We start from the raw sequence: 24,006 nt of genomic DNA, 5'->3' as shown, positions 1-24,006 counted from the left end.
CCAGGGGCGCGGGGAACGGCGCGACCAGCCCGCACCGGCCCGTGGCCAGACAACTACGCGGCCTTCTCCTCTTGCGCAGTCACCGGCACTTGAGGGCCCCCCGCTTCGTCGAGCCAGCCACGCAGCACCCGGTGGACCTGCTCCGCGCCGGCGAGCCCCTCCGGCGGCGCGGACAAAGCGAGCGGAGACAACAGGAAAGGCTTCCCCTGCGCACCCCCCAGCCCCCCGTGCGACCCGATCTGCTCCTCGAACGCCAGCACCTCCCCCTCCGCCGGGTCGTACCAGGAGTTGACCATGATGTCGGCGGTGTGCGGAAAGGAGTGCGTACGCCGTACCGCCTCCACCGCGCCGGGCCCGAAGTCGGCCAACGGCCCGGGATTCTCGTCCAGTCGGTCCAGCGGAATCTCCGTGCCGAACGGTCCGAGGACCACCCCGCCGTGCTCCTCGCTGCGCACCAGGAGGAACCCGATGCCGGGATGGTTGGCGAGCGTGGTCAGCAGGGCCGGGTGCCGCGCGTCGATCTCCTCCTTGCTCATCCGGTGGTGCACATCGGGGAAGGACACCAGCCCGAGGTTCCCGGAGGCCAGCACGATGGGCTCGGAGTCCCGCGCGGGCCGGTACTGCTCGCGGCCCTCCTTGCCCGGCCTGCGCAGCGCGGCCCGGACGGCGGCGCGGGCCTCGGCGCCGCTGTGGGTGCGGTCGGCCTTGCGCGGCACGGGCAGTCCGCAGCCGGCCCGGACCAGGTCGCCGAGGGTGAGGCCGTAGCGGGTGCGGAAGGTCTCGCCGGGGCTCTGGCCGTGGTCGGAGAGAACGACGATCCGGTACCGGCGCGGGGCGTGCTCGGCGACGTTCTCGATCAGTGCGAGCGAGCGGTCCAGGCGCTGGAGGACCTTCGCGGCGTCCCGGCTGGTCGGCCCGGAGTGGTGGGCGACCTCGTCGTAGGCCACGAGGTCGGCGTAGATCGCGGTGTGCCCCGTGAGCATGTCGCCCATGACGGCGGCGACCACGACGTCCCGCTCCACGACGGTCGCGAAGGCCCGCACGAGCGGGTACAGGCCCCCGCGGCCCACGCGCGGGCGCTCCTTGCGGACGCGGGCGCGGGTCGACTGGCCGATCTCGCGGCCGACCTCGGCGAAGAAGGACAAGGCGGTGCGGACGGCGTTGGCGGGGTCGGAGAAGTAGGCGAAGTAGCCCGCCCGGGACCGGGTCTCGCGGCTGCGGCGGCGGGTGGCGATGGACAGGACGAGGGCCTGTTCCTCGGCGCCGCCGGAGAAGAGGTTGCCGCGGCTGGCCCCGTCCACGACGAGCAGCCCGCCGTGTCCCGCCTGCTCCACGGCCCGGCGCTGGAGCTCGACGGCGCTGGTGGGGCGGTTGCAGACCATCACCTCGCCGCGGTCCTTCTCGTACCAGCGGAAGGCGGGGACGTCGTGGTTGCTGCCGTGCAGGATGCCGAGCTGGCTGGCGCCGGTCTGGCTGGACCAGTCGGTGCGCCAGGAGGTGAGCCGGTGGGTGGGGCGCTCCAGCCAGCGGGCGACGGTGGGCATCAGGCCCTTGTCGACCGCGGCGAGCAGGACGTCGTGGCCGACGCCGTCGAGCTGGAGGAAGAGCGTGCCGGGGGTGGCGGGGCCGGGCGGGCGGTTTCTGCGGCGGCGGTCGGCGAGCCGGTAGAGCCGGCGCCGGTAGGCGTCGTCGTCGCGCACGGCCAGCGCACCGCCGGTGGCGGAGGCCACCGCGGACATCACGGCGGCCACCACGACAGCCGTCTCGGGGGCCACCTCGCCCCGCCCCGACGGGTTGATCCGCAGGGCGAGCAGCAGCAGGGAGCCGTTGAGCACGAAGACCAGCAGCCCGAGGACGAGGGTGGGCACGAGCAGGAAGAGCCGTACGAGCAGCGGCCACACCAGGGCGGACAGCAGACCGAAGGCGCCCGCGCCGAACGCGGCCGTCACGGCGATCCGGGTGGCGCTGTCCCCGTCGGGGGACTGGATCTGGAAGTCCGGCAGGATGCCGGCCAGCACGAGCATGGTGAGCGTCGAGACGGCCCACACCGTGACGCTCCGCCCGACCTGACTGGCCACCCGCCGCCAACGCCCCGCCACCACGCCCCGTACACCTCACGTCCTGGCCCGTCGTCGGTGCGGGCGCTGGGACCAGCGTGTCATACGGGTCGGACAGTCAGCGTCCGTCGTATCCCGCCGTGGGCATGGACAGCCTGCGGTGCACGCTGGCCTTCATCTGGGCGTCGTACCGGGGCTCGGCGAAGCCCACCGTCTCCACCCGCACCCCGCGCCGGGCGCACTCGGCGACGAACTCGTCCACGGAGGACAGGGCGCTCTCCAGGACCCGGCGGCTCGGCGCGACAAAGAGGTCGCTGCCGGCCCGTACCCCGTCCCACAGCACGCAGTGGTCGGCCCTGAGCCCCCGCACCAGCAGTTCCCGCCGCACGGTGTACCCGCGCTCCGCGGCCCAGCGCGCGCACATCGCGTGCTGGCTGCGGGAGTCCACCAGGAAGGGGTCGGCGTCCAGCTCTTCCAACGGCGTCAGACTCGCGATCGCCGTGACACGGACCGGTCCCATGGTGTCCCCCTCACCTCCGGGTTTCGCCGCCGACCCTACTCCAGCCCGTAGGCTTCGGGGAGTCGCGCGAAGGAGGCAAAGAGGTGCCGGTGGAGATCACCTGGTGGGGTCACGCGACGTGCACGGTCACGGATTCGGACGTACGTGTACTCACCGACCCCTTGTTCGCACGCCGGCTCGCGCATCTGCGCCGGCGCCGCGGGGCGGTTCCGCCGCCCGCCGCCTGGCACGCGGACGTCGCGCTCGTCTCCCATCTGCACGCCGACCACCTGCACGTTCCCTCGCTGGCCAGGCTGGAGCCGGGCACGCGCCTGCTGGTGCCCCGGGGCGCACCACGCCAGGTGCCGGGGCTGCGCCGGCTCACCCATCTCCGGGTGGAGGAGGTGGCGCCCGGGGACGAGCGGCGCGTCGGCGACCTCCTCATACGCGCGGTGCCCGCCCTGCACGACGGACGGCGGCTGCCGGTCGGCCCGCACCGCTCCCCCGCGCTCGGTTACGTCGTCGAGGGCTCGGCACGGACGTACTTCGCCGGGGACACCGGGCTGTTCGACGACATGGCCAAGGAGGTCGGCCCGGTCGACGTGGCCCTGCTGCCGGTCGGCGGGTGGGGGCCGTATCTCGGGGACGGGCACCTCGACGCGGGGCGCGCGGCCCGGGCGCTGGCGCAGCTCTCGCCGCGCAGCGCGGTGCCGGTGCACTACGGGACGTACTGGCCGATCGGGATGGACGCGGTGCGGCCGCACGAGTTCCACGCGCCGGGCGCCGAGTTCGTGCGGTGGGCCGCGGAGTTCGCGCCGGGGGTGGACGTGCACCGGCTGGGGCACGGGGAGAGTGTGCGGTTGGAGGTCGCGCGGTGAGGTGGCTCGCAGCCGCCTCCACGGGGGCGGCGACGGGGGCGGCGGGACAGGCGATCGGCTATCCGACGCTGTTCCTGCTGGTGTTTCTGGGGGCGTTGGTGCCCGTGGTGCCGACGGGGGCGCTGGTGAGTTCGGCCGCCGTGGTGGCCTTCCACCGGACGGAGCCGCTGAGTCTGACGCTGGTGTTCGTCACCGCCTCGCTCGCCGCGTTCCTCGGGGACATCGCCCTGTACTGGCTGGGGCGGCGCGGGATGAAGTCGAAGAACGGCTCGCGGTGGCTGGAGGCGATCCGGTCCCGGGCGCCGGAGGAGCGGCTGTCGCAGGCGCAGGGGAAGTTGGCGGACCACGGCGTGGCTGTGCTGGTGCTGTCCCGCCTGGTGCCGGCCGGGCGGATTCCGGTGATGCTGGCCTGTCTGATGGCGGAGTGGCCGCTGCGGAGGTTTGTGCGGGGGAATCTGCCGGCTTGTCTGGCGTGGGCGGTGACGTATCAGTTGATCGGGATTCTTGGGGGTTCGTTGTTCGAGGAGCCCTGGGAGGGTGTGTTGGCGGCGGTGGTGCTGACCGTGGCGATCAGTGCGGCGCCGAGTGTGTGGAAGCGGGTTCGTTCTGCCGGGTGAGGTCTCGTCGCGGGGTGCGGGTGCGTCGTGGCTTGTCGCGCAGTTCCCCGCGCCCCTGAGTTGGCTCACTCACCCTGCGCTATGACAGCACCCTGGAACCACCTACCGGCAGATCCCACAAGTTCTCGCGGTCGAGGCCTGCATTCTCCCATGCCGCCCGCACTCGCGTGAGTGGCTCCAGTACCGGTTCCGCCGACAGGACGAACGTGGCCCAGTGCATCGGGGCCATCCGCTTCGCGCCCAGGTCCTGGGTTGCCCGGACCGCCTCCTCCGGGTCGCAGTGGACGTCGCTGAGCCACCAGCGGGGGTCGTAGGCGCCGATGGGGAGCAGGGCGAGGTCGATGCCCGGGTAGCGGTCGCCGATGCGGGAGAACCAGTGGCCGTAGCCCGTGTCGCCGGCGAAGTAGACGCGCTGTCCGTCCTGGGCGGTGAGGACCCAGCCGCCCCAGAGGGTGCGGCAGGTGTCGGTGAGGGAGCGCTTGGACCAGTGGTGGGCCGGGACGAAGTCGAAGCGGACACCGCTCAGTTCGGCCGCCTCCCACCAGTCGAGCTCGGTGACCGCGGTGAAGCGGCGGCGGTGGAACCAGCGGGCCAGTCCGGCCGGGACGAAGACCGGGGTGTCGCGCGGCAGCCGGCGCAGGGTCGGGGCGTCGAGGTGGTCGTAGTGGTTGTGGCTGATGACGACGGCGTCGATGCGCGGCAGCGCGTGCCAGTCGATGCCGACCGGGGTGATGCGGGCGGGGGTGCCGAGGATGCGGCGGGACCAGACGGGGTCGGTGAGGACCGTCAGGCCGCCGATCCGCACGACCCAACTCGCGTGTCCCGCCCAGGAGACGGCGACCGTGCGGGCGTCGACGGCGGGCAACGGGCCGGGTGCGTAGGGCAGGTTCGGGATGTCGGCGAGGCCCTCGGGGCCGGGGCGTACGGCGCCCTCGCGGGCGAAGCGGGCCATGGCCTTCAGGCCGGGCAGCGGGGCGGTCAGCCGGTCGTGGAAGGACCGCGGCCACACTCTGCGCTCCCCCAGCGGGCGCGGTTCGGCGAGCGGCGGCGGGGGGACGGGCGCGACGGAGGAGGGGGCCGGGGACTCGTCGGCCACGCGGGTGCTGGTCGACTCGGACTGCTGCGTCATCGAGGAGGCTCCCATCGCTGAGCGTCGTCGCGGAGGTCGTCGAAGACCGTCTGCAAGGTGGTCAACGCGCGTTGCACGTGTGGCAGTTCCAACGGTGTGGGTGACCTGAGGCATTCCGCGCGTTCCTCGTCGGAGTCCCCGAGCAGCGGGCCGGTGGCCAGCCGTACCCGTAGCGCGCCGAGGTCGTCGCCGAAGCGGTGGCCGCCGGGCGCGGGCATGCCCAGCCGGGCGGTGAGGAGGTCCTCGAGGTCCTGGGCGTCGCCGACGCCCTGCGCGGTGAGGGCGGGGCGCAGCGGGCCGAGGTCGACGTAGAGGTGGCGGCCGGCCCGCGGGGGCAGGGAGAGGGCGCCCGCGCCGACGACGGCGGCGTGCGCGGCGGCGGCCACGCGCGCGTGGAGGTCCACGACGGCCGCGCGGTGGGCGGTGACCGGTCCGGGCTCGGTGAGGGCGTGGGCGGCGACCGCGGCGATCGGGGCGGCGATGCGGGCGCCGAGCGCGGTGAGGACGTCCAGCACGCGTGCGCGCAGGCCGTCGCCGCTGCCGTTGGCCGGGAAGCGGGCGATCGCGGCCGGCCAGCCGGTGGGCAGCAGGCCGCCGGCCAGGTCGGTGACGACGGTGACCCGGTCGGGCAGCATGTCGGCGGGGCTGAGCAGCACCGTCTCGTGCGGCGCGTGCAGGGTGTCGCGCCAGGTCTCGTCGCTGACCAGGTGCAGGCCCTCGCCCGCGGCGGCCTCGACGGTCTCGTGCAGCACCTCGGGCGGAGCGACGGTGGCGGTGGGGTCGTCGGCGACCGACAGCACCAGCAGCCGCGGGTCACCGCCCTCGGCGCGCACCCGGCGCACGGTCTCCAGCAGGGCGTACGGGTCCGGGACACCGCCGCACTCGGCCGGCGTCGCCACATGGAAGACGGGTCGTCCCAGTAGGCGTGCGTACGGCGCCCACCAGGCGGCGCAGGGCCGGGGCACCAGGACGTCGCCGCCGAGCACGGCGGTCAGGGCGAGCAGCAGGGCGGGGGCACCGGGGGCGGCGGCCACGTGGTCGGGCCGGGCGGGCAGGCCGCGCCGGGCGCCGAAGTCGCAGGCGGCCTCCAGGAGCGGGGTGCCGCCGCCGACCGGTTCGGCGTGGGGGCGGGCGGCCGCGGCGGCGAGGACGGCGGTGAGCTCGGGCAGGACGGGCAGGCCGTCGTCGGGGAGCGGGGGGCCGTAGCGGACGGGGCCGTGGCCCTCCGGGTCGGTCCGCATGGTCACCTCCGTCAGCCGCTCCGCGGTGGCTGGTCCGGTTCGCCGTCTCGTTCTGCCACGCCTGGCACTGCCGGCACACTCCTCGCGGTCTGAGTACCCACGGTGTCGTGGGCCCATGGCCACCCGTGCGGGTTGCACCCGTCACACCGGCCTGACGTTTCGCGCCGGTGCGGGCGTCTGGTCGCCGGCCCGGCCGATGTGCCTCAGCCGTCCCCCGCGGGACCTGCGGGAGCTGCGGGAGTCCGGCGGCGCAGCCGGTACACGGCGCCGGCCGCGGCGCCCGCGATCAGCAGGCCGCCGGTGACCAGGGCGGGCACGCTGTCCGTGAAGGAGCCGCCCTGGCCCGCGCGGACCGGGCGCTGGATGACGGCGGTGGCGCAGGTCTCGCTGCGGGTCTCGGTACGCGGCTCGGTGTACGGCTCGACGCTCGGTTCGGCGCACGGGCGGCGGCCGCCGCTGTCGGTGCCCGTGCCGGTACCAGTGCCGGTGCCGGTGCCGCGGGTGACGGTGAAGGTGGCGCTCCAGGCCTTGCCCGGTGCGCGGTCGGCGGTGGGGCAGGTGCCGTCGACGGTCCACGCGGAGTCCGGGCCGACGCCTCCGGCGCCGTCCTGGAGCTCCGGGTCGGTGGAGACGCGCGCGGTGCCGCTGTAGGCGGGGCCGGAGACCGCGTCCTCGTTGCCGGTCACCAGTTGCAGCCGTACGGTCTCCGTCTCGAAGGCCTCGGAGGTGGCGTCGAGGGTGGCGGGGGGCGTACCGCCACCGGGATCGCAGGAGACGGACACGGTGACGCTGCCGCCCGGCTGGACACTGCTGGGGCTGACCTCGGCGGCCGGATCGGCGAAGGCGCTCGGTGCGGCGACGCCCAGGGTGATCCCGAGCGCGGGGAGGACGACGGACAGGGCCCGGAGACGGGCGGTGCGGCGCATGGGGTGGACTCCTTCGGCCGACGACGGCTGCGGGGCCCGCCGTCGAGCATCGGGACCACGACGACCGGACCGGGGGCACGACGGTCGCACCCACAGCCATCACACCCCGCCCCTCCCCATGCCGCGCGCGGCCGAGGCCATTGGCGGGACGGGGAGGGCCGAGCGGGTGACAGGGGATCCGGCGGACAGGGCCCGCCCCACCCTCAGACGGCCGCGTCCCGCATGATCTGCTCGCGCAGTCGGCCGCAACAGCGGCTGATCAGGCGGGAGACGTGCATCTGGGAGATGCCGAGCTGCTCGGCGATGCGGCTCTGGGTCATGTCGGCGAAGAAGCGCATGTAGAGGATCGCCCGCTCCCGCTCGGACAGCGCGGCGAGGCGGGGTTTGACGGCCTCGCGGTCGACGACCGTGTCCAGCGCGGGGTCGAGCGAACCGAGGGCGTCGGCGAGGGAGTAGCCGTCCTCGCTGCCGGGCAGTTCGGCGTCGAGGGAGAGGGCGGTGAAGCTCTCCAGTGCCTCCAGACCGACCAGGACGTCCTCCTCGCTCATGTTCGCCTGCGCGGCGATCTCGGCGACGGTGGGCCTGCGCCCCGGAATCGTCTGGGTGAGGTCCTGGACGGCGAACCGGACCCGGTTGCGCAGGTCCTGGACCCGGCGCGGCACGTGCAGCGTCCACATGTGGTCGCGGAAGTGCCGCTTGATCTCACCGGTGATGGTGGGCACGGCGTAGCTCTCGAAGGCGTTGCCGCGTGCGGGGTCGTAGCGGTCGACGGCCTTGACCAGGCCGAGCGCGGCGACCTGGCGCAGGTCGTCCAGGCTCTCGCCGCGGCTGCGGAAGCGTCCTGCGAGCCGGTCGGCCATGGGCAGCCAGGCCTCCACGACCTGTCCGCGCAGGGTGTCGCGCTCGGGCCCCGGGGGCAGTGCGGCGAGCCGGCGGAAGGCCTCGGCGGTGTCGGGGGCATCGTCGTGCGGGTGGTGCTTCGCGCTCACTGAAGTGGGCATGTGCGTCGCAACTCCCTAGATCGTGCTCTGGGTTGGACGATCGGTGTGGGAGCGCGTCCGCGAGGGGGACCGGACAGACGCGACCGTGGCGGCAGGGGGCCGCTCCCACGGACGTGCCTCCGGTCCGAAGCACTGGGACTGCGCCTGCCCCCGGCCCCGCGCGCCAAACACCGGGAGCAGGCGCCGAACACCGGGGGCAGGTTTTCCGCGCGCCCGCAGGGTGACTCGTAGGGCTGCCTGTGCCATCCATGTCCGGGAGGTCAGCCCATGAGCACCAAGGTGTCCGATCACATCCTCGAACGGTTGCGCGAGTGGGGTGTGGAGCACGTCTTCGGCTATCCGGGCGACGGCATCAACGGCCTGCTGGCGGCCTGGGGACGGGCCGACAACAAGCCGCGGTTCGTGCAGTCCCGGCACGAGGAGATGTCCGCGTTCGAGGCGGTCGGCTACGCCAAGTTCAGCGGCCGCATCGGAGTGTGCGCGGCCACGTCGGGACCCGGCGCGATCCACCTGCTCAACGGCCTGTACGACGCGAAGCTGGACCATGTGCCGGTGCTGGCGATCGTCGGCCAGACGCACCGCACCGCGATGGGCGGCTCGTACCAGCAGGAGGTCGACCTGCACACGCTGTTCAAGGACGTCGCCTCGGAGTTCGTGGAGACGGTGACGGTTCCCGAGCAGCTGCCGAACGTCCTGGACCGGGCGATCCGCACCGCGTACGCCCGCCGGTGCCCCACCGCGATCATCGTGCCCGGGGACGTCCAGGAGCTGGACTACTCGCCGCCCACCCACGAGTTCAAGATGGTGCCGTCCAGCCTGGACCGCAGTGCCTGGACCGCGGTGCCCTCCGAGGAGTCGCTCCAGCGGGCCGCGGAGATCCTCAACTCCGGTGACAAGCCCGCGATCCTGATCGGCCAGGGCGCGGCCGGGGCGCGGGCCGAGGTGGAGCGGGTCGCCGAGATGCTCGGCGCGGGTGTCGCCAAGGCGCTGCTCGGCAAGGACGCCCTGAGCGACGAACTCCCGTATGTCACCGGCTCGATCGGGCTGCTCGGCACGCGTCCGTCGTACGAGCTCATGCGGGACTGCGACACCCTGCTGACCATCGGGTCGTCGTTCCCCTACACGCAGTTCCTGCCGGAGTTCGGCAAGGCGCGGGGCGTGCAGATCGACATCGACCCGCACATGATCGGGATGCGCTATCCGTACGAGGTGAATCTCGTCGGCGACGCGAAGGCCACGCTCCAGAGGCTGATCCCGCTGCTGGACGCGGAGCGCGGCGAGCGCGAGTGGTACGCGACGGTGTGCGACAACGTCAAGCGCTGGCGTGACGTGATGGACCGGCGGGCGCAGCAGTCGGCCGACCCGATCAACCCGGAGTACGTGGCCCGTGCGCTGGACCCGCTGCTGCCGGACAACGCGATCGTCACCTCCGACTCCGGGTCCACCGCCAACTGGTACGCCCGGCACCTGACCATGCGGCCCGGGATGCGCTCCTCGCTCTCCGGCACGCTGGCGACGATGGGCCCCGGGGTGCCGTACGCGATCGGCGCGAAGTTCGCGCATCCGGACCGGCCGGCGATCGCCCTGGTCGGGGACGGGGCGATGCAGATGAACGGCATGGCGGAGCTGATCACGGCGGCCAAGTACCGGGAGCTGTGGGAGGATCCGCGGCTGGTCATCGCCATCTGGAACAACCACGACCTCAACCAGGTGACCTGGGAGATGCGGGCCATGGAGGGCGCCCCCTCGTTCCTGCCCTCGCAGCAGCTGCCGGACGTGCAGTACGCCGCGTTCGCCCGCTCGCTGGGGCTGACCGGGATCCGGGTGGAGAAGCCGGAGGACGTCGAGGCGGCCTGGCGGGCCGGTCTCGCGGCGGACGGGCCCGCGGTCCTGGAGTTCCTGACCGATCCGGCCGTGCCGCCGATCCCGCCGCACGCGACCTGGGAGCAGCTGGAGGCCACGGCCGCCGCGATCCTCAAGGGGGACGCGGACCGGGGGGCCATGGTGAAGCAGGGCTTCAAGGCGAAGGTGCAGGAGTTCCTGCCGGGGCGGGAGAAGAAGTAGCCACCGGGAGGGCGGCCGGTTCGAGCCGGTCGCTCTCCGGCTCCGGGAGCATCAGCTCCTCGTAGCGGCCGAGCGCGAGCAGGGCGGCGAGCATGAGGATCGGTATGAGCGCGGCGAGGACCACCATCGCCAGTCCTTCCCAAGGGAGGTGCGCGGGGGTCCGGTTCGGGTCTCCCCGCTTCGGCCGGGCAAACCCCGTGTCGGCGGCCGGGTCTCGGGTACGCGGTGCGGACCCGAAGATCTGGAGGGAGACATGCAGCGAGGCAGCGACCGGCTCAGCCGCCACCGCGACGACGAGATGAAGCACGAACTCCAGGGTCTGCTCCGCTCCGGGCACCCCACCCGGAGCGAGGAGTGGAACGACCCGGAGCCGACCGCCGACGACGATCCGCAGGTCTGGGGCGGGCCCGTCACCCCGGGCAGCGAGGGGGCGTCGCTGGAGGGCGTCCGGCTGGAGCTGGCCCGGCTCCTGGGCCGCAGCTCGTTCCCCGCCACTCCCGTGGAGCTGGTGCGGGTAATGCGCCGCAAGAACGCCCCCGACGCCCTTGTCGAGGCCGTGGAGGGGCTGCCGCGCAAGGAGCACTACACCAATGTGCAGGAGCTCGCGCGGGCACTGACCCGGACGGAGGGCGGCCCGTGACCGCCGAGCTGGTACGGGACGTGATGACGCCCGGGGTGGTGGCCGTCCGCCCGGACGCCTCGCTGGTCGAGGCGGCGCAGCTGATGCGCTCGCAGGACATCGGCGATGTGGTGGTGGCCGACGGTCAGCAGGTCGTCGGGGTGCTCACCGACCGGGACATCACGGTCCGGGCCGTCGCCGACGGCGTCGATCCGCTGACGGTGAGCGCCCGGTCGGTGTGCACCCCGGATCCGGTGACGGTCGCCCCGGGCGATCCGGTGACGCAGGCGGCGGCGCTGATGCGGGCGCACGCCGTACGGCGGCTGCCGGTCGTCGAGAACGGCCTGCCCGTCGGCATGGTCAGCCTCGGCGACCTCGCCGCGGACCGGGACCCGGGCTCGGCCCTGGCCGACATCAGCCGCGCCGAGCCCGCCCCGGAACCCGGTGACGACCCGCGGGACCTGCTGTGAGGAAACAGCCGGCCCGGCTGTGAGGAATCAGCCGGCCCGGCTGTGAGGAAAAAGCTTTCCAGGAAAGGACGTTGAATCTCATGCGCATCGCGTTTCTGACCGCACCCGAGGGCGTCGAGCAGATCGAGCTCACCGATCCGTGGCAGGCGGCGGTGGACGCGGGCCACGAGCCCGTGCTCGTCTCGACGAAGCCGGGCACGATCCAGGCGTTCGACCACCTCGACAAGGCGGACACCTTCCCCGTGCAGGAGGTCGTGGGCGAGACGTCCGCGGACTCCTTCGGCGCACTGGTGCTGCCCGGCGGCGTGGCGAACCCGGACTTCCTGCGGATGGACGAGAAGGCCGTGGCGTTCGTGCGGGACTTCTTCAGCCAGGGGCGCCCGGTGGCCGCGATCTGCCACGCGCCCTGGACCCTGGTCGAGGCGGACGTCGTACGGGGCCGGGTGCTCACCTCCTGGCCGAGCCTTCAGACCGACATCCGCAACGCGGGCGGCACCTGGGTGGACGAGCAGGTGAAGGTCTGCGACCACGGGAACAACAAGCTGGTCACCAGCCGCAAGCCGGACGACCTCAAGGCGTTCTGCGAGACGTTCCTGGACGTGTTCGCGAAGGAGGCCGCCTAGTGGACTCCCCCGACCGAAAGCAGCGTCAGCGAGAGGCCTTCCACGCCGACGACCCGGCCGCCGGGCCGCTCACCACCGACCAGGGCGTCGAGGTCGACCACACCGACGACTCGCTCGCCGCCGGTGAGCGCGGTCCGACGCTGATGGAGGACTTCCACTTCCGGGAGAAGCTCACCCGCTTCGACCACGAGCGGATCCCGGAGCGGGTGGTGCACGCGCGGGGCGCGGGAGCGTACGGATACTTCGAACCGTACGAGTCCTGCGCCGAGTTCACCCGGGCCGCCTTCCTCCAGGACCCGGCGGTGCGCACCCCGGTCTTCGTACGGTTCTCGACCGTGCAGGGCCCGAAGGGCTCCGCGGACACCGTGCGGGACGTGCGCGGCTTCGCCACCAAGTTCTATACGTCCGAGGGCAATTACGACCTGGTCGGGAACAACTTCCCGGTCTTCTTCATCCAGGACGGCATCAAGTTCCCGGACTTCGTGCACGCGGTGAAGCCGGAGCCGCACAACGACATGCCCACCGGCGCCTCCGCGCACGACACCCTGTGGGACTTCGTGTCGCTCCAGCCGGAGACCCTGCACGCGATCATGTGGCTGATGTCGGACCGGGCGATCCCGCGCAGCTACCGCATGATGCAGGGCTTCGGCGTGCACACCTTCCGCTTCGTGAACGCGGAGGGCAGGGGCACCTTCGTGAAGTTCCACTGGAAGCCTCGGCTGGGCACGCACTCGCTGGTGTGGGACGAGGCCCAGGAGTGCCAGGGCCGCAACCCGGACTTCAACCGGGGCGACCTGTGGAACGCCATCGAGGCGGGCGAGTACCCGGAGTGGGAGCTGGGCGTCCAACTGGTGCCGGAGGAGGACGAGTTCGCGTTCGACTTCGACCTGCTCGACGCCACCAAGCTGATCCCGGAGGAGCAGGTGCCGGTCCGGCCGATCGGCCGGATGGTGCTGGACCGCAATCCGGAGAATTTCTTCGCGGAGACCGAGCAGGTCGCCTTCCACACGGCCAACGTGGTGCCCGGTATCGACTTCACCAACGACCCGCTGCTCCAGGCCCGCAACTTCTCCTACCTGGACACCCAGTTGACCCGGCTCGGCGGCCCCAACTTCGCGCAGCTGCCGGTGAACCGGCCGGTGGCGCCGGTGCGGACCAACCAGCGGGACGGCGCCCACCAGAGCGCGATCCACCGGGGCACGAACTACTTCCCGAATTCCCTGGGCGGCGGCTGCCCGGCCCACGCGGGCGCCGACGGGCACGCCTACACCCACTACGCGGAGCGCGTGGACGGGCACAAGGTCCGGCGGCGCAGCCCGAGCTTCCAGGACCACTGGAGCCAGTCGGCGATGTTCTGGAACAGCATGGCCGACTGGGAGAAGCGGCACATCGTCGAGGCGTTCCGCTTCGAGCTGGGCAAGGTGGACGCCCGGGCGGTGCGGGCCCGTACGGTCGAGCAACTCGCCAAGGTGAACGGCGAGTTGGCGACCGAGGTGGCACGCGGCATCGGGGTGCCACAGCCGTCCCAGCTCACCGAAGAGGCATCGGAGGCGTCCAAGCACGCCTCCCCCGCGCTGAGTCTCGAGTCGCAGCGCGGCGACGGCTCGATCCGCACCCGGCAGATCGCGGTCCTCGTCACCGACGGGATCGACGCCGAGCAGGTGACCTCGGTGCGGGAGCGGCTGGCCGCCGAGGGCGCGATCGTGGAGGCGCTCGCCCCGGTGGACGGCGAGGTGCGGGGCGCCGACGGTGAGCTGTACACCGTCGACCGCGCGCTGCCGACCGTCGCGTCCGTGCTGTACGACGCCGTCCTGCTGCCGGGCGGGCCCACGGGCACCCCGGCGGCGGTCGCCGACCAGGACGCGATGCGGTTCGTCCGGGACGCCTACCGGCACGGCAAGCCGATCGGCGCGCTCGGCTCGGGCGTGGGGATCCTGTCGGCCCTGGAGCCGGAGGGGCTGCGGCTGTCCACGGAGTTCCACCACGTGGAGAGCGATCAGGGCGTGGTGACGGAGACGTCTCCGGGCCCGGCGGGCGAGGAGTTCCTGGACGCCTTCGTGGCCGCGATCGCCGCGCACCGGCACTGGGACCGGCTGCCGACGCGCCACTGAGCGCGGCCCGCCGGGCACGTCACCGGTGACCCGTCGATCACGCGATCGGCGGGTCACCGGCCGCTGTCGGTACGGATGCTCCGGATCGCCGAAGCTGCCCGGGAGTCACCGGTGGCGCCCCGGTCAGTCCAGCGCCGGACTGGCCGACTCCCCCGGCTTGCGCTCCCGCGCCCCCTCGCGGGTGCGGCCCGCGGCCACGGTCCGGTCCGGGTTGCGGCGCAGGTACTCGCCCTCCAGGCGGGCCATGCGTTCGTTGTGCGCCCTGAGGGCGTCGTTCGAGGCGTAGAGCAGTGTGTCGTGCCGCGTGCGGTGGATCGTCTCCAGCTCCTTCATCAGCTGCTGGTCGTCCAACCGGCTGGGGTCGACTCCGTTCATGGTGGTACCCCGCTCGTCGTGTTCGTCCATACGCTTCGGGTACCCGCCCCGCAAGCAATACCGCACTGCCCCCGAGCGGCATCCGGGAGGGAACCATGGATCTCGCCTTTCTGCATCCACTCTACGAACATCAGGGCCCCTGGGCCTCCGTGTACGTGGACACCCCACCCCACACGGAGGACGCCCCCCACGAGCGGCATCTCGCGGCGGTCGCGGTCGCCCGGGAGCTGTCCGCGCAGGGGGCCGACGAGGACACCTGCGTGGCGGTGCGGGAGGCGCTGGAGGACCTGCGGCACTCGTCCGCACCGCACGGCCGGGCCGTCTTCGCGCGGGCCGGCAAGGTGGTCCTGGACCCGCCGCTGACCAGGTCCCCCGAGTCCGGCGTGGTCCGCTGGGCCCCGCTGCCGCACACCGCGCCGCTGCTGGAGCTGGCCGGCGAGGACCCGGTCTGTGTGGTGGCGTACGTCGACCGCAAAGGCGCCGACTTCGAGCTGCGCGGCGCGCTGGGACGGCGGGACGCCGGTTCGGTGACCGGAAAGCAGTGGCCGGTGCACCGTACGAGCACGGCCGACTGGTCGGAGCGGCACTTCCAGCTGCGGGTGGAGAACACCTGGGAGCACAACGCGGCCGAGATCGCCGACGCGCTCGCCGTCTGCCAGGAGGAGACCGGCGCCGACCTGCTCATCCTGGTCGGTGAGGAGCGCGAGAAGCGGTCGGTGCGCGAGCGGCTGCCCAAGCGGCTGCACGACCTGGTCGTCGAGGCCGAGCACGGCGCCGGCAGCCGGCTCCTCGACGAGGACGTCGAACGCGCCCGCACCGGTCATGCACGGCAGCGCGCGGAGCGGGAGCTGGAACGGTTCCTCGCGGCCCGCGCACCGGGCGACGACGGGCGTCCCGGCGCCGTGGAGGGCGTGCCCGCGCTGGTCGAGGCGGCGCGTGAGCACCGTATCGACGAACTCCTGATCCGCCCGGACGGCCCGGACGCGCACCGCGAGGTGTGGATCGGTGAGGATCCCGACCAGCTGGCGGTCCGCCGTACGGAGCTGAAGATCCTCGGCGAGCAGAACTCCTGGTCGGCCCGTGCGGACGACGCGCTGATCAGGTCGGCGGTGGCGACCGGCGCGCCGGCGCTCTCGGTGACACCGGCCGCCGGAGCTGCGGGAGCTGCCGGGGGTTCCGGGGAGGAAGCCCCGGTGGGTGGCCTCGGCGCACTGCTGCGCTGGGCGTGAGACGCCCCGGAAGGGCTCGGTGACCCCAGGTCACCGGGCCCTTTCCACGCGCCGCTCGTCCCACACCGGCCCGTCGGTCTCGCGCACCCGCCCGTCCGAGCCGAAGACCAGGTAGCGGTCGAAGGACCGGGCGAACCAGCGGTCGTGGGTGACCGCGAGGACGGTCCCCTCGAAGGCCTCCAGGCCTTCCTGGAGGGCCTCCGCGGACTCCAGGTCCAGGTTGTCCGTCGGCTCGTCCAGGAGGAGTGCGGTGACGCCCTGGAGCTCCAGGAGGAGGATCTGGAAGCGGGCCTGCTGGCCGCCCGAGAGCCGGTCGAAAGCCTGCTCGGCCTGGCCGGTCAGCTCGTAGCGGCGCAGCCGGGACATCGCGGCGCCGCGGTCCTGGGCGTGCTCCTTCCAGAGGATGTCCAGGAGGGTGCGGCCGAAGAGCTCGGGGTGGGCGTGGGTCTGCGCGAAGTGCCCGGGCACGACCCGCGCGCCGAGCTTCCACTCCCCCGTGTGCGCGACGCTGGAGTCCCCGGCCAGCAGCCGCAGGAAGTGCGACTTGCCGGAGCCGTTGGAGCCGAGGACGGCGACCCGCTCGCCGTAGAAGACCTCCAGGTCGAAGGGTTTCATCAGCCCGGTGAGCTCAAGTCCCTTGCAGGTGACGGCCCTTACTCCGGTGCGGCCGCCCTTGAGCCGCATCTTGATGTCCTGCTCGCGCGGCGGCTCGGGCGGCGGTCCGGCCTCCTCGAACTTGCGCAGGCGGGTCTGGGCCGCACGGTACCGCGAGGCCATGTCGGGGCTGTTCTCCGCGGCTTGACGGAGCGTCAGCACCAGCTTCTTCAGCTGCGCGTGCTTCTCGTCCCACCGCTTGCGCAGTTCCTCGAAGCGAGCGAACCTGGCCTGCCGCGCCTCGTGATAGGTGGCGAAACCCCCGCCGTGCACCCACGCGTCCGCCCCGGCCGGCGAGGGCTCCACCGACACGATCTTCTCGGCGGCCCGCGACAGCAGCTCCCGGTCGTGGGAGACGAAGAGGACCGTCTTGCGGGTCTCCTTCAGGCGCTCCTCCAGCCAGCGCTTGCCGGGCACGTCGAGGTAGTTGTCCGGCTCGTCGAGCAGCAGCACCTCGTCCGTGCCGCGCAGCAGCGCCTCCAGCACGAGCCGCTTCTGCTCACCGCCGGACAGCGTCCGCACCTGCCGGAACTGCGCCTTGTCGTACGGCACCCCGAGCGCGGCCGTGGTGCACATGTCCCACAGCGTCTCGGACTCGTACCCGCGCACCTCGGCCCAGTCGGAGAGGGCCTGCGCGTACTTCAGCTGGGCGGCCTCGTCGTCGACGGTCATGATCAGGTGCTCGGCGCGGTCCACGGCCTCGGCGGCCTCGCGGATCCGCGGCGGCGCCACCGACACCAGCAGATCCCGTACGGTCGTCTCGTCCCGTACGGACCCCACGAACTGCCGCATCACACCCAGGCCGCCACTCACCGTGACCGTCCCGCCGTGCGGCTTCAGCTCACCGGAGATCAGCCGCAGCAGCGTCGTCTTCCCGGCCCCGTTGGGCCCGACGAGCGCCACGACGGCCCCTTCCCCCACCCGGAACGACACATCGCCGAGCAGCGCCCTCCCGTCGGGAAGGTAGTACTCGAGATGCGCGGCTTCCAGATGTCCCATGGGCGGCATTGTCGGTGCGGAGACAAGACCTGGGCAAACTCATATTCCACGGTCCCGAGATCACCCAGGGGCGCGGGGAACTGCGCGATCAGCCACGGACTGCCCGCACCCGGCACGGCACAAGCACCCCCACGGCGGGTACCCGCAAGGTCATGAGCCCCGACGTCGACCTCACGTTCCCCAAGCGCGGCCGTCACCGCCTCCGGACCCTCGACGCCCGCCTCTTCCGGTTCGCGGCGGCCAGGAACTGGCCCGCGGCCGAACCGGTCCTCCCCCGCCTGAGCAGAAGCGCGAACCACGGCGTCCTCTGGTTCGCCACCGCCGCGGCCATGGCAGCCGCCCGCACCCCCCGCTCCCGCCGCGCCGCCGCCCGGGGCCTCGCCTCGCTCGCCGTCGCCTCGCTGACCATCAACACCCTCGGCAAGCGCTCGGTCCGCCGCACCCGCCCCGTCCTCGACCCGGTCCCCCTGGTCCGGCAGCTCAAGCGGCAGCCGATCACGACCTCGTTCCCCTCCGGCCACTCCGCGTCCGCCGCCGCCTTCGCGACCGGCGTCGCCCTGGAGTCCCCGGCCTGGGGCGCCGCCGTGGCCCCGGTGGCCTGGTCGGTGGCGCTGTCCCGGGTCTACACGGGCGTGCACTTCCCGAGCGACGTCCTCGCGGGCGCGGCCCTCGGTGCGGGCGCCGCCTTCGCCGTACGGGGCCTGGTGCCGACGCGCGCCCAGGTCGTGCCGCCCGCCCGGCCGCGCGCACAGGTTCCGGCGCTGCCGGACGGCGAGGGTCTGGTGATGGTGGCGAACACCGCCTCCGGCACCGCCGACCGGGTGCGGGCCCTGCACGACGGGCTGCCGCTGGCCGAGGTCGTCGAGTGCGAACCGGCCGATGTCCGGGCCGAGTTGGAGAAGGCGGCGGCCCGGGCCACGGTGCTCGGGGTGTGCGGCGGGGACGGCACCGTCAACGCGGCCGTGGAGATCGCCCTGCGCCACGACGTGCCCCTCGCGGTCCTGCCCGGCGGCACCCTGAACCACTTCGCCTACGACCTCGGCGTGGAGGGTGCGCGCGATCTGACCCGGGCGGTGCGGCAGGGCGAGGGGGTGCGGGTGGACGTGGGGCGGTACACCGGCGACGGCCGCGAGGGGGTCTTCGTCAACGCGTGCAGCCTGGGCGTGTACCCGGAGCTGGTGCGGGAGCGGGAGCGCTGGTCGCGCCGGATCGGTGGCTGGCCGGCCGGGGTGGTCGGGGCGCTGCGGGTGCTGCGGGCCGACCGGCACCCGCTGGAGGCCGGGTTCCGTGGCCGGGCCCGGCCGCTGTGGCTGCTGTTCGTCGGCAACGGCACCTACCACCGGATGGGGCTCGCCCCCGGCCGCCGCAGCGACCTCGCGGACGGGCAGTTCGACGTGCGGGTGGTGCACGGGGGACGGCGGCCCGCACTGCGGCTGCTGGCCGCCGCCGTCGCGGGCCCCCTGACCCGCTCCCCCGTCCACGCCGCGGTCCAGGTCGGCCGCCTCCGCCTGACCGGTGTCGCGCCGGGCACGCTGCTCGCCTACGACGGCGAAGTGACCGAGGTGGAGGGCGAGGTGACGCTGGAGAAGCTGCCCGAGGCACTCACCGTGTACCGCCCGCTGCCCGGCAGCTGAACCCCCTACCTGATGGCTCGTCAGTCCACATGGCAATACACGGGTCTCACCATGCGACATTCGAGGCGTACGGTTCTGCCATGTCGAACTCTCAGGGCACACCGCGGGAGACCGCCGTCTACACGCACGGGCACCACGAGTCCGTGCTGCGCTCGCACACCTGGCGCACCGCCGCCAACTCGGCGGCCTATCTGCTCGGTTCGCTCAAGCCCCACATGAAGATCCTGGACATCGGCTGCGGACCGGGCACGATCACCGCCGACCTGGCCGCGCTGGTCCCCGACGGGCACGTCACCGGGGTGGACCACGCGCCGGGCATCCTCGACCAGGCCCGGGCCGTATCGGCCGAACGGGGCCTCGCCAACGTCGACTTCGCGGTCGCGGACGTGCACGCGCTGGACTTCCCGGACGACACCTTCTGCGTGGTCCACGCCCACCAGGTGCTCCAGCACGTCGGCGACCCGGTGCGGGCGCTGCGCGAGATGCTGCGGGTGACCAGGCCGGGCGGCTACATCGCGGTCCGCGACTCGGACTACGCCGCCATGACCTGGTACCCGGCGTCCACGGGGCTCGACGACTGGCTGGACCTGTACCGCCAGGTGGCCCGCGCCAACGGCGGGGAGCCGGACGCCGGGCGCCGGCTGAAGTCCTGGGCGCTGCGGGCAGGCCTGACGGACATCACGGCGACCTCCGGCACCTGGACGTACTCCACCGCCGAGGAGCGCGCGTGGTGGAGCGGGCTGTGGGCGGACCGGACGCTGGCTTCCGCGTACGCCGAGCGGGCGACCGAGGGCGGCCACGCCACCACCGGGGAACTGCGGGCCGTCTCGGACGCCTGGCGGAAATGGGGCGAGCAGGAGGACGGCTGGTTCTGTGTCCTGCACGGGGAAATCCTGTGCAGGAAAGAAGCCTGAATTCCGGAATTAGGGAAACCCGGAAAAGCAGGAGGTTCAGCTCATGATTGCCATCCTGCTCGTACTGCTCCTGGTACTGATTCTCTTCGGTGCCGGATTCGCGGTGAAGATTCTCTGGTGGATCGCACTGGCCGTGCTGGTCCGGTGGCTGCTGGGGTTCCTGCTGCGCGGGACGACAGCGGGCGGCGGCAGGGGCCGTTGGTACAGGTGGTGAGGTGCCCCGGGATCATTCCCGGGGAAGCACCCGGATTCAGTTCCGGGGAAGCAGTGGTCCCAGCGGCCCGAGGTCCAGGTTCAGGTCCTCGGGCCGCAGTCCGTAGCGCTCGCGCAGCTCGGTCATGCGGTCGTCGAGCAGCATCAGGGTGAGCCCGATCCGCTCCTCCTGCTCCTCGCTCAGGTCCCCCTCGTCGAACCGGCGCAGCGCCTGGCGCTCCATGAGCTGCCGCAGCAGTTCCACCACGGTCAGCACGAGTTTGACCAGGTCCCGCTCGACGGTGTCGGGCTCCAGGTCCAGCCGGTTGGGTCGGGCCGTCACGTCAGTCTCCCCACGGTGAGGGTACTTGCGCGTTGACCGAGCTGATCAGCGCGTTCAGGTCGATGCGGACGAGGTCGACGTCCGCGATGCGCAAGGTGATGTCCCCCGTGATGACGACCCCGCCGGCCAGCAGCCGGTCGAGGAGGTCGACGAGGGCCACCTCGCGCCGTTCGATCACGGTCACGGGCGCTCCTCCTCACTGAGTTCCGTGTCGCTGATTTCCGTGAAGGAATAGGCGGCCCACGGTCCGGTGAGTTCCACACGCATTCCCGGGGTGTCGTCCTTCATACGGTCCACCAGTTCCACGAATTCCTCGGAATCCGCGCGCGGTACGAGATAGGCGGCGTTGAGGACGTTCCGTCCGGGGGCGCCGGAAAGCGTGGCGTTCTGCGGGGCGTGCAGTCGGGAGTCCTCGGCGTGGGCGGACAGCATGTCGTGGAGACGGGTCGCGAAGGACTCCGCCTTCTGCCAGCTGTCCTCGTGCGCCTTGGTCTGCTGTCGCCGCTGCCGCAGGTAGTCCCGGCCGGACACCGGCTGGGCCGGCTTCTCCTGCTCCGGTTCACGCTTCTCGGCTTCGGCGTACACCTTGACGCCCCATTCCACCCGGCCCTGCACCCGGTCGAGGATGCGGTGGAAGTCCTCCTCGCGCGCCTCCATCATCGTCCGTACGCCGCTGTCGTCGCGGAAGACGGTGCCGAGCCGCAGCGGCAGCGGGGTGGTGACGGCGGTCAGCGCGTCGATGACGCACTGGTGGGCCCGGGCGGTGGCGGTCAGCCACTCCAGGTCCTCCAGATGGGCCCGGAGCGGGGCTTCGGCGAAGTCCCGCTCCGGCACATGGCTCACCACGGCGATCAGACCGTGGTGGGTGAGCAGCCGCGGCGGATCGCCCCCCAGTCCCGTCAGCTGGGACTGGAGGGCGGCGCCGAAGGGACGGCACACGGCGTAGACGTAACGCAGTCCGGTCATGAACCCTCCTCCTGCGCCCGGCGGGGCTCCAGTTCCTCCAGCCGGGCCAGCCGCTCGCGCAACTCGGCGTTCTCACGGGACAGTTCGTCCCGGCGGGCCTTGGTGGACAGGGCCGGATCGTCCTCCCACCAGTCGATGCCCATTTCCTTGGCCTTGTCGACCGAGGCGACGATGAGCCGCAGCTTGATGGTGAGCAGCTCGATGTCGAGCAGGTTGATGCGGATGTCGCCCGCGATGACGATGCCCTTGTCCAGCACTCGCTCCAGGATGTCGGCCAGGTTCGCGCCGCTCCCCTGGCCGTACGGGTCCGGGAGCCGGCTGGGCATGCTCATCGTCGGCTCCCGCCCTCGGCGTACTCTTCCTCGTCCTCCGGAGCCTCTTCCTCTTCCTCGTACTCGTCCTCGGGCTCCTCGTCCTCGGCGAGCTCGTCCTCCGGCTCGTCCTCGGGCTCCTCCTCGTCGTACTCCTCGTACTCGTCCTCGGCCTCCTCGTCCGGGACGTCCTCGTCCTCTTCCTCCTCGTCCCGGTACTCGTCGTCGGGCTCGGTGTCCTCGTCGGCGGAGGCCTCGGCGCCCTCTTCGTCCTCGGCGCCCTCCTCTTCCTCCTCCGCCACCGCGTCCTCGTGGCTCTTGACGACCTCGCCGTCCTGGATCTCACCGCGCCAGCCGTCCTCGGCCTCGCCCTTGAGGGTGATGAAGCGGGCGAAGTGCTTGAGGTCGAGCCGGGCCCGGCGGCCCTGGGCGCGCCAGATGTTGCCGGTCTTCTCGAAGAGGCCCGTGGGGTAGTACTCGATCACCAGCAGGACGCGGGTGAGGTTGTCGGCGAGCTTGTGGAAGGACACGACGCCCTTGGTGGTGCCCTTGGCGCCCTCCGAGGTCCACTGGATCCGCTCGTCGGGGACCTGTTCGGTGGTGGTCGCCTTCCAGCTGCGGCTGGACCAGAAGATCTTCGCCTGCCAGTCGGTGTGGGTGTCGTCGGCGCGGTTCGCGCTCTTGACGCCCTTCGCGAAGGTGGAGAAGTCCTGGTACTGGGTCCACTGGTCGTAGGCGGTGCGCACATCCACGCCCACGTCGATGAACTCCATGATCACCGTGGGCTTCTGGCCCGCGCCGCCCTTCTTCTTGCCCTTGCCGCCGCCGAGGTTCTTGAAGGCGCCGACCACGCTGTCCTTGGCCTTGCCCGCTCCGAGCTCCAGCGCGCTGCGCAGCGGCCCCTTGCCCTCGGCGAGCTTCTTGCCGCCGTCGAGGGCGAGCTTGGCGAAGCCGGGGCTGTTGCCCTCGGCGATGTCGTTGAGCTTGCCGGTGGTCTCGCCCAGCTTGTGGCCGACGCCGACCAGCATCCGCTGGACCTGTGCGGAGAGGTACTCCTGCACCTCGGCCTTGAGCCGGTCGGCGGCCTCGCTGTGGGCCACGTCGGTCAGCGGGTTGCTCTTGGCCTTGTCGGTGGCGTCGCGTGCGGATCCGAGTGTCTCGGTCATCACTCATCGCCTCCCTTCGGCAGCCGGGACCGGGTGCCTCGGCCGGCCCCCCTGGCCGCGGTCGCCTTCTTGGCGGCCGTCTTCTTCGCCGTGGTCTTCTTGGCCGCCGTCTTCTTGCCGGCAGTGCGGCTCTGCGAGGCCTTCTTGGCCGGTGCCTTCTTCGCGGGCGCCTTCTTGGCCGTCTTCTTCGCGGGGGCCCTCTTGGCGGTCTTCCTGGCCGCGGCCGGAGCCTCGTCCGACTCGTCCTCGTCCTCGTCGTCGGCGCTCTCGTCCTCGTCCGTGGGTTCGTCCGAGGTCTCGTCCGAGGTCTCGTCGTCGGCTTCGGCGCCCTTGGTGCCAGTCTCCTCCTCGTCCGGCTCCTCGTCCTCTTCGGAGTCCTCGTCCTCGTAGAGGCCGGGCACCTCCTTCGCCGCGCCCGAGAGCTCGTCGCGGACCTGGGCGGTACGGCCGTGCAGCCGGTCGGCGATCGCGTTGATCTGCCGCTCCACCATGGCCCCCGAGGCCGCCTTGCCGACGCCTCGCAGGTCCTCGCGGAGCGTGTCGCCGATCTCCTTGAACTGCGGGTTCTTCAGCAGTTGCTGGGAAACCAGGTCAGCGACCGCCTTCGGGCTGAGGTGCATCCGCTTGCCGGCCACGATCGTGCCGACCGCGAAGGCCAGTTTCAGTTTCTTCGTACGTCCCAGGAGGTATCCGGCCCCTACCGCGAGGCCCATTCCCACTCGGTTCATCGTGTCGTCCCGTCGCCAGTCCCCGCGCCGCCGCGCAGGCCGATCTCCAGTCGTTCGAGGAGTTCGTCCTCCTGTCGGTCGAATTCCTCCTCGTCGATCTCGCCCGCCTCGAGACGCTCCTCGAGCCGGGCGAGTTCGGCCCGGACCGCTGCCGGGTCGTAGTAGAGGCGCTCCGCTTCGTTCAGCACCTGTCTGATCACCCAGGCGCTGCCGCGCACCGGGGCGAAGGGCAGGAGCAGTACCTCTCCGATGAGACCCAC

Annotated in this window: 27 protein-coding genes; 11 read left to right on the top strand and 16 right to left on the bottom strand. The window is 72.4% G+C overall.

Features of this window, described 5'->3' with window-relative positions; genetic code table 11:
* Window positions 1-53 precede the first annotated feature (53 nt).
* Together AC2XR2_RS36095 and AC2XR2_RS36090 are read right to left on the bottom strand one after the other, a co-directional pair.
* Window positions 54-2,102, bottom strand: coding sequence for a phage holin family protein (locus AC2XR2_RS36095; RefSeq protein WP_491517347.1), 2,049 nt, complete (start codon window positions 2,100-2,102; stop codon window positions 54-56).
* A gap of 73 nt (window positions 2,103-2,175) precedes the next feature.
* Window positions 2,176-2,577 (bottom strand): hypothetical protein, encoded by a 402-nt coding sequence (locus AC2XR2_RS36090; protein ID WP_330263451.1) that lies wholly within the window; start codon window positions 2,575-2,577, stop codon window positions 2,176-2,178.
* An 83-nt stretch (window positions 2,578-2,660) separates the two neighbouring features.
* Here AC2XR2_RS36090 and AC2XR2_RS36085 point away from each other — a divergent pair, with 83 nt between their 5' ends.
* Entirely contained in the window at window positions 2,661-3,434 is a 774-nt protein-coding gene (locus tag AC2XR2_RS36085) for an MBL fold metallo-hydrolase (protein WP_491517346.1), read from the top strand.
* Entirely contained in the window at window positions 3,431-4,051 is a 621-nt protein-coding gene (locus AC2XR2_RS36080; protein ID WP_381306923.1) for a DedA family protein, read from the top strand. Before AC2XR2_RS36085 ends, AC2XR2_RS36080 begins: the two co-directional genes overlap by 4 nt.
* A gap of 79 nt (window positions 4,052-4,130) precedes the next feature.
* Here the strand turns inward: AC2XR2_RS36080 and AC2XR2_RS36075 are convergent, their stop codons facing one another.
* The 4 genes from AC2XR2_RS36075 to AC2XR2_RS36060 all read right to left on the bottom strand — a co-directional run bounded on the left by AC2XR2_RS36075 (window position 4,131) and on the right by AC2XR2_RS36060 (window position 8,348).
* Entirely contained in the window at window positions 4,131-5,180 is a 1,050-nt protein-coding gene (locus AC2XR2_RS36075) for an MBL fold metallo-hydrolase (RefSeq protein WP_491517345.1), read from the bottom strand.
* Window positions 5,177-6,421, bottom strand: a complete 1,245-nt coding sequence (locus tag AC2XR2_RS36070; RefSeq protein ID WP_491517344.1) for an aminotransferase class I/II-fold pyridoxal phosphate-dependent enzyme — start codon at window positions 6,419-6,421, stop codon at window positions 5,177-5,179. Before AC2XR2_RS36070 ends, AC2XR2_RS36075 begins: the two co-directional genes overlap by 4 nt.
* Window positions 6,422-6,624: 203 nt before the next feature.
* Complete coding sequence (locus AC2XR2_RS36065) at window positions 6,625-7,347, bottom strand: hypothetical protein (RefSeq protein ID WP_491517343.1); 723 nt, start codon at window positions 7,345-7,347, stop codon at window positions 6,625-6,627.
* 203 nt (window positions 7,348-7,550) lie between these two features.
* On the bottom strand, window positions 7,551-8,348 hold the full coding sequence (locus AC2XR2_RS36060; RefSeq protein ID WP_491517342.1) for an RNA polymerase sigma factor SigF: 798 nt from the start codon (window positions 8,346-8,348) through the stop codon (window positions 7,551-7,553).
* A gap of 267 nt (window positions 8,349-8,615) precedes the next feature.
* Here AC2XR2_RS36060 and AC2XR2_RS36055 point away from each other — a divergent pair, with 267 nt between their 5' ends.
* Window positions 8,616-10,412 carry a thiamine pyrophosphate-requiring protein gene (locus AC2XR2_RS36055; protein WP_491517341.1) on the top strand — a complete coding sequence of 599 codons (1,797 nt, stop codon included), beginning with the start codon at window positions 8,616-8,618 and terminating at the stop codon, window positions 10,410-10,412.
* Here AC2XR2_RS36055 and AC2XR2_RS36050 read toward each other — a convergent pair.
* The gene (locus tag AC2XR2_RS36050) at window positions 10,366-10,539 is read right to left on the bottom strand and encodes a hypothetical protein (RefSeq protein ID WP_381306911.1); all 174 of its coding nucleotides are present in this window, start codon (window positions 10,537-10,539) and stop codon (window positions 10,366-10,368) included. The genes AC2XR2_RS36055 and AC2XR2_RS36050 overlap by 47 nt on opposite strands.
* A 126-nt stretch (window positions 10,540-10,665) precedes the next feature.
* On the opposite strand from AC2XR2_RS36050, the gene AC2XR2_RS36045 reads away from it, so the two are divergent.
* From AC2XR2_RS36045 to AC2XR2_RS36030, 4 genes are all read left to right on the top strand, one after another.
* On the top strand, window positions 10,666-11,052 hold the full coding sequence (locus tag AC2XR2_RS36045) for a DUF2795 domain-containing protein (RefSeq protein WP_381306910.1): 387 nt from the start codon (window positions 10,666-10,668) through the stop codon (window positions 11,050-11,052).
* Window positions 11,049-11,501: a CBS domain-containing protein gene (locus AC2XR2_RS36040; protein ID WP_449349234.1), complete on the top strand. Its 453-nt coding sequence runs from the start codon at window positions 11,049-11,051 to the stop codon at window positions 11,499-11,501. Before AC2XR2_RS36045 ends, AC2XR2_RS36040 begins: the two co-directional genes overlap by 4 nt.
* A gap of 80 nt (window positions 11,502-11,581) precedes the next feature.
* Window positions 11,582-12,124, top strand: coding sequence for a type 1 glutamine amidotransferase domain-containing protein (locus AC2XR2_RS36035; RefSeq protein WP_330263461.1), 543 nt, complete (start codon window positions 11,582-11,584; stop codon window positions 12,122-12,124).
* The gene (locus tag AC2XR2_RS36030; RefSeq protein WP_491517340.1) at window positions 12,124-14,235 is read left to right on the top strand and encodes a catalase; all 2,112 of its coding nucleotides are present in this window, start codon (window positions 12,124-12,126) and stop codon (window positions 14,233-14,235) included. Before AC2XR2_RS36035 ends, AC2XR2_RS36030 begins: the two co-directional genes overlap by 1 nt.
* A 123-nt stretch (window positions 14,236-14,358) precedes the next feature.
* On the opposite strand, the gene AC2XR2_RS36025 is transcribed toward AC2XR2_RS36030, so the two are convergent.
* On the bottom strand, window positions 14,359-14,640 hold the full coding sequence (locus AC2XR2_RS36025; protein ID WP_330263463.1) for a DUF6158 family protein: 282 nt from the start codon (window positions 14,638-14,640) through the stop codon (window positions 14,359-14,361).
* A 65-nt stretch (window positions 14,641-14,705) separates the two neighbouring features.
* Between AC2XR2_RS36025 and AC2XR2_RS36020 the strand changes: the two genes are divergently transcribed.
* Window positions 14,706-15,839 carry a baeRF2 domain-containing protein gene (locus tag AC2XR2_RS36020; protein WP_491517339.1) on the top strand — a complete coding sequence of 378 codons (1,134 nt, stop codon included), beginning with the start codon at window positions 14,706-14,708 and terminating at the stop codon, window positions 15,837-15,839.
* 30 nt (window positions 15,840-15,869) lie between these two features.
* Here the strand turns inward: AC2XR2_RS36020 and AC2XR2_RS36015 are convergent, their stop codons facing one another.
* Window positions 15,870-17,492 (bottom strand): ABC-F family ATP-binding cassette domain-containing protein, encoded by a 1,623-nt coding sequence (locus AC2XR2_RS36015; protein WP_491517338.1) that lies wholly within the window; start codon window positions 17,490-17,492, stop codon window positions 15,870-15,872.
* Between the two features lie 152 nt (window positions 17,493-17,644).
* Here AC2XR2_RS36015 and AC2XR2_RS36010 point away from each other — a divergent pair, with 152 nt between their 5' ends.
* The 3 genes from AC2XR2_RS36010 to AC2XR2_RS36000 all read left to right on the top strand — a co-directional run bounded on the left by AC2XR2_RS36010 (window position 17,645) and on the right by AC2XR2_RS36000 (window position 20,254).
* Entirely contained in the window at window positions 17,645-19,126 is a 1,482-nt protein-coding gene (locus tag AC2XR2_RS36010; RefSeq protein ID WP_381306898.1) for a bifunctional phosphatase PAP2/diacylglycerol kinase family protein, read from the top strand.
* 80 nt (window positions 19,127-19,206) lie between these two features.
* Window positions 19,207-20,040, top strand: coding sequence for a class I SAM-dependent methyltransferase (locus AC2XR2_RS36005; RefSeq protein WP_491517337.1), 834 nt, complete (start codon window positions 19,207-19,209; stop codon window positions 20,038-20,040).
* Between the two features lie 43 nt (window positions 20,041-20,083).
* Window positions 20,084-20,254, top strand: a complete 171-nt coding sequence (locus AC2XR2_RS36000) for a hydrophobic protein (protein WP_491517336.1) — start codon at window positions 20,084-20,086, stop codon at window positions 20,252-20,254.
* A 36-nt stretch (window positions 20,255-20,290) separates the two neighbouring features.
* Here AC2XR2_RS36000 and AC2XR2_RS35995 read toward each other — a convergent pair whose 3' ends face one another.
* The 7 genes from AC2XR2_RS35995 to AC2XR2_RS35965 are packed head-to-tail and all read right to left on the bottom strand — an operon-like array spanning window position 20,291 to window position 24,006.
* Entirely contained in the window at window positions 20,291-20,575 is a 285-nt protein-coding gene (locus AC2XR2_RS35995; protein WP_381306893.1) for a gas vesicle protein K, read from the bottom strand.
* A gap of 1 nt (window position 20,576) precedes the next feature.
* A complete protein-coding gene (locus AC2XR2_RS35990) occupies window positions 20,577-20,759 on the bottom strand; it encodes a gas vesicle protein (RefSeq protein ID WP_020133312.1) in 183 nt (60 codons plus the stop codon).
* The gene (locus AC2XR2_RS35985; protein WP_491517335.1) at window positions 20,756-21,541 is read right to left on the bottom strand and encodes a GvpL/GvpF family gas vesicle protein; all 786 of its coding nucleotides are present in this window, start codon (window positions 21,539-21,541) and stop codon (window positions 20,756-20,758) included. The genes AC2XR2_RS35990 and AC2XR2_RS35985 overlap by 4 nt, the downstream gene beginning before the upstream one ends.
* Window positions 21,538-21,873 (bottom strand): gas vesicle protein, encoded by a 336-nt coding sequence (locus tag AC2XR2_RS35980; protein ID WP_020133314.1) that lies wholly within the window; start codon window positions 21,871-21,873, stop codon window positions 21,538-21,540. The genes AC2XR2_RS35985 and AC2XR2_RS35980 overlap by 4 nt, the downstream gene beginning before the upstream one ends.
* Window positions 21,870-23,018, bottom strand: coding sequence for an SRPBCC family protein (locus AC2XR2_RS35975; protein ID WP_491517334.1), 1,149 nt, complete (start codon window positions 23,016-23,018; stop codon window positions 21,870-21,872). The genes AC2XR2_RS35980 and AC2XR2_RS35975 overlap by 4 nt, the downstream gene beginning before the upstream one ends.
* The gene (locus AC2XR2_RS35970) at window positions 23,018-23,746 is read right to left on the bottom strand and encodes a DNA primase (protein ID WP_491517333.1); all 729 of its coding nucleotides are present in this window, start codon (window positions 23,744-23,746) and stop codon (window positions 23,018-23,020) included. The genes AC2XR2_RS35975 and AC2XR2_RS35970 overlap by 1 nt, the downstream gene beginning before the upstream one ends.
* Entirely contained in the window at window positions 23,743-24,006 is a 264-nt protein-coding gene (locus AC2XR2_RS35965) for a gas vesicle protein GvpG (RefSeq protein ID WP_030313116.1), read from the bottom strand. The genes AC2XR2_RS35970 and AC2XR2_RS35965 overlap by 4 nt, the downstream gene beginning before the upstream one ends.

Source organism: Streptomyces sp. LS-MS-L19 (assembly GCF_058382285.1).
This window is presented reverse-complemented; position numbering and strand designations above follow the sequence as displayed.

Coding starts and splice junctions, on each gene's coding strand:
- AC2XR2_RS36065 (WP_491517343.1), bottom strand. CDS start 7,347: ATGCGCCGCACCGCCCGTCTCCGGGCCCTGTCCGTCGTCCTCCCCGCG.
- AC2XR2_RS36075 (WP_491517345.1), bottom strand. CDS start 5,180: ATGACGCAGCAGTCCGAGTCGACCAGCACCCGCGTGGCCGACGAGTCC.
- AC2XR2_RS36025 (WP_330263463.1), bottom strand. CDS start 14,640: ATGGACGAACACGACGAGCGGGGTACCACCATGAACGGAGTCGACCCC.
- AC2XR2_RS36070 (WP_491517344.1), bottom strand. CDS start 6,421: ATGCGGACCGACCCGGAGGGCCACGGCCCCGTCCGCTACGGCCCCCCG.
- AC2XR2_RS36020 (WP_491517339.1), top strand. CDS start 14,706: ATGGATCTCGCCTTTCTGCATCCACTCTACGAACATCAGGGCCCCTGG.
- AC2XR2_RS36010 (WP_381306898.1), top strand. CDS start 17,645: ATGAGCCCCGACGTCGACCTCACGTTCCCCAAGCGCGGCCGTCACCGC.
- AC2XR2_RS36000 (WP_491517336.1), top strand. CDS start 20,084: ATGATTGCCATCCTGCTCGTACTGCTCCTGGTACTGATTCTCTTCGGT.
- AC2XR2_RS35980 (WP_020133314.1), bottom strand. CDS start 21,873: ATGAGCATGCCCAGCCGGCTCCCGGACCCGTACGGCCAGGGGAGCGGC.
- AC2XR2_RS36045 (WP_381306910.1), top strand. CDS start 10,666: ATGCAGCGAGGCAGCGACCGGCTCAGCCGCCACCGCGACGACGAGATG.
- AC2XR2_RS36060 (WP_491517342.1), bottom strand. CDS start 8,348: ATGCCCACTTCAGTGAGCGCGAAGCACCACCCGCACGACGATGCCCCC.
- AC2XR2_RS35985 (WP_491517335.1), bottom strand. CDS start 21,541: ATGACCGGACTGCGTTACGTCTACGCCGTGTGCCGTCCCTTCGGCGCC.
- AC2XR2_RS35975 (WP_491517334.1), bottom strand. CDS start 23,018: ATGACCGAGACACTCGGATCCGCACGCGACGCCACCGACAAGGCCAAG.
- AC2XR2_RS36055 (WP_491517341.1), top strand. CDS start 8,616: ATGAGCACCAAGGTGTCCGATCACATCCTCGAACGGTTGCGCGAGTGG.
- AC2XR2_RS36005 (WP_491517337.1), top strand. CDS start 19,207: ATGTCGAACTCTCAGGGCACACCGCGGGAGACCGCCGTCTACACGCAC.
- AC2XR2_RS36015 (WP_491517338.1), bottom strand. CDS start 17,492: ATGGGACATCTGGAAGCCGCGCATCTCGAGTACTACCTTCCCGACGGG.
- AC2XR2_RS36090 (WP_330263451.1), bottom strand. CDS start 2,577: ATGGGACCGGTCCGTGTCACGGCGATCGCGAGTCTGACGCCGTTGGAA.
- AC2XR2_RS36035 (WP_330263461.1), top strand. CDS start 11,582: ATGCGCATCGCGTTTCTGACCGCACCCGAGGGCGTCGAGCAGATCGAG.
- AC2XR2_RS35970 (WP_491517333.1), bottom strand. CDS start 23,746: ATGAACCGAGTGGGAATGGGCCTCGCGGTAGGGGCCGGATACCTCCTG.
- AC2XR2_RS36050 (WP_381306911.1), bottom strand. CDS start 10,539: ATGGTGGTCCTCGCCGCGCTCATACCGATCCTCATGCTCGCCGCCCTG.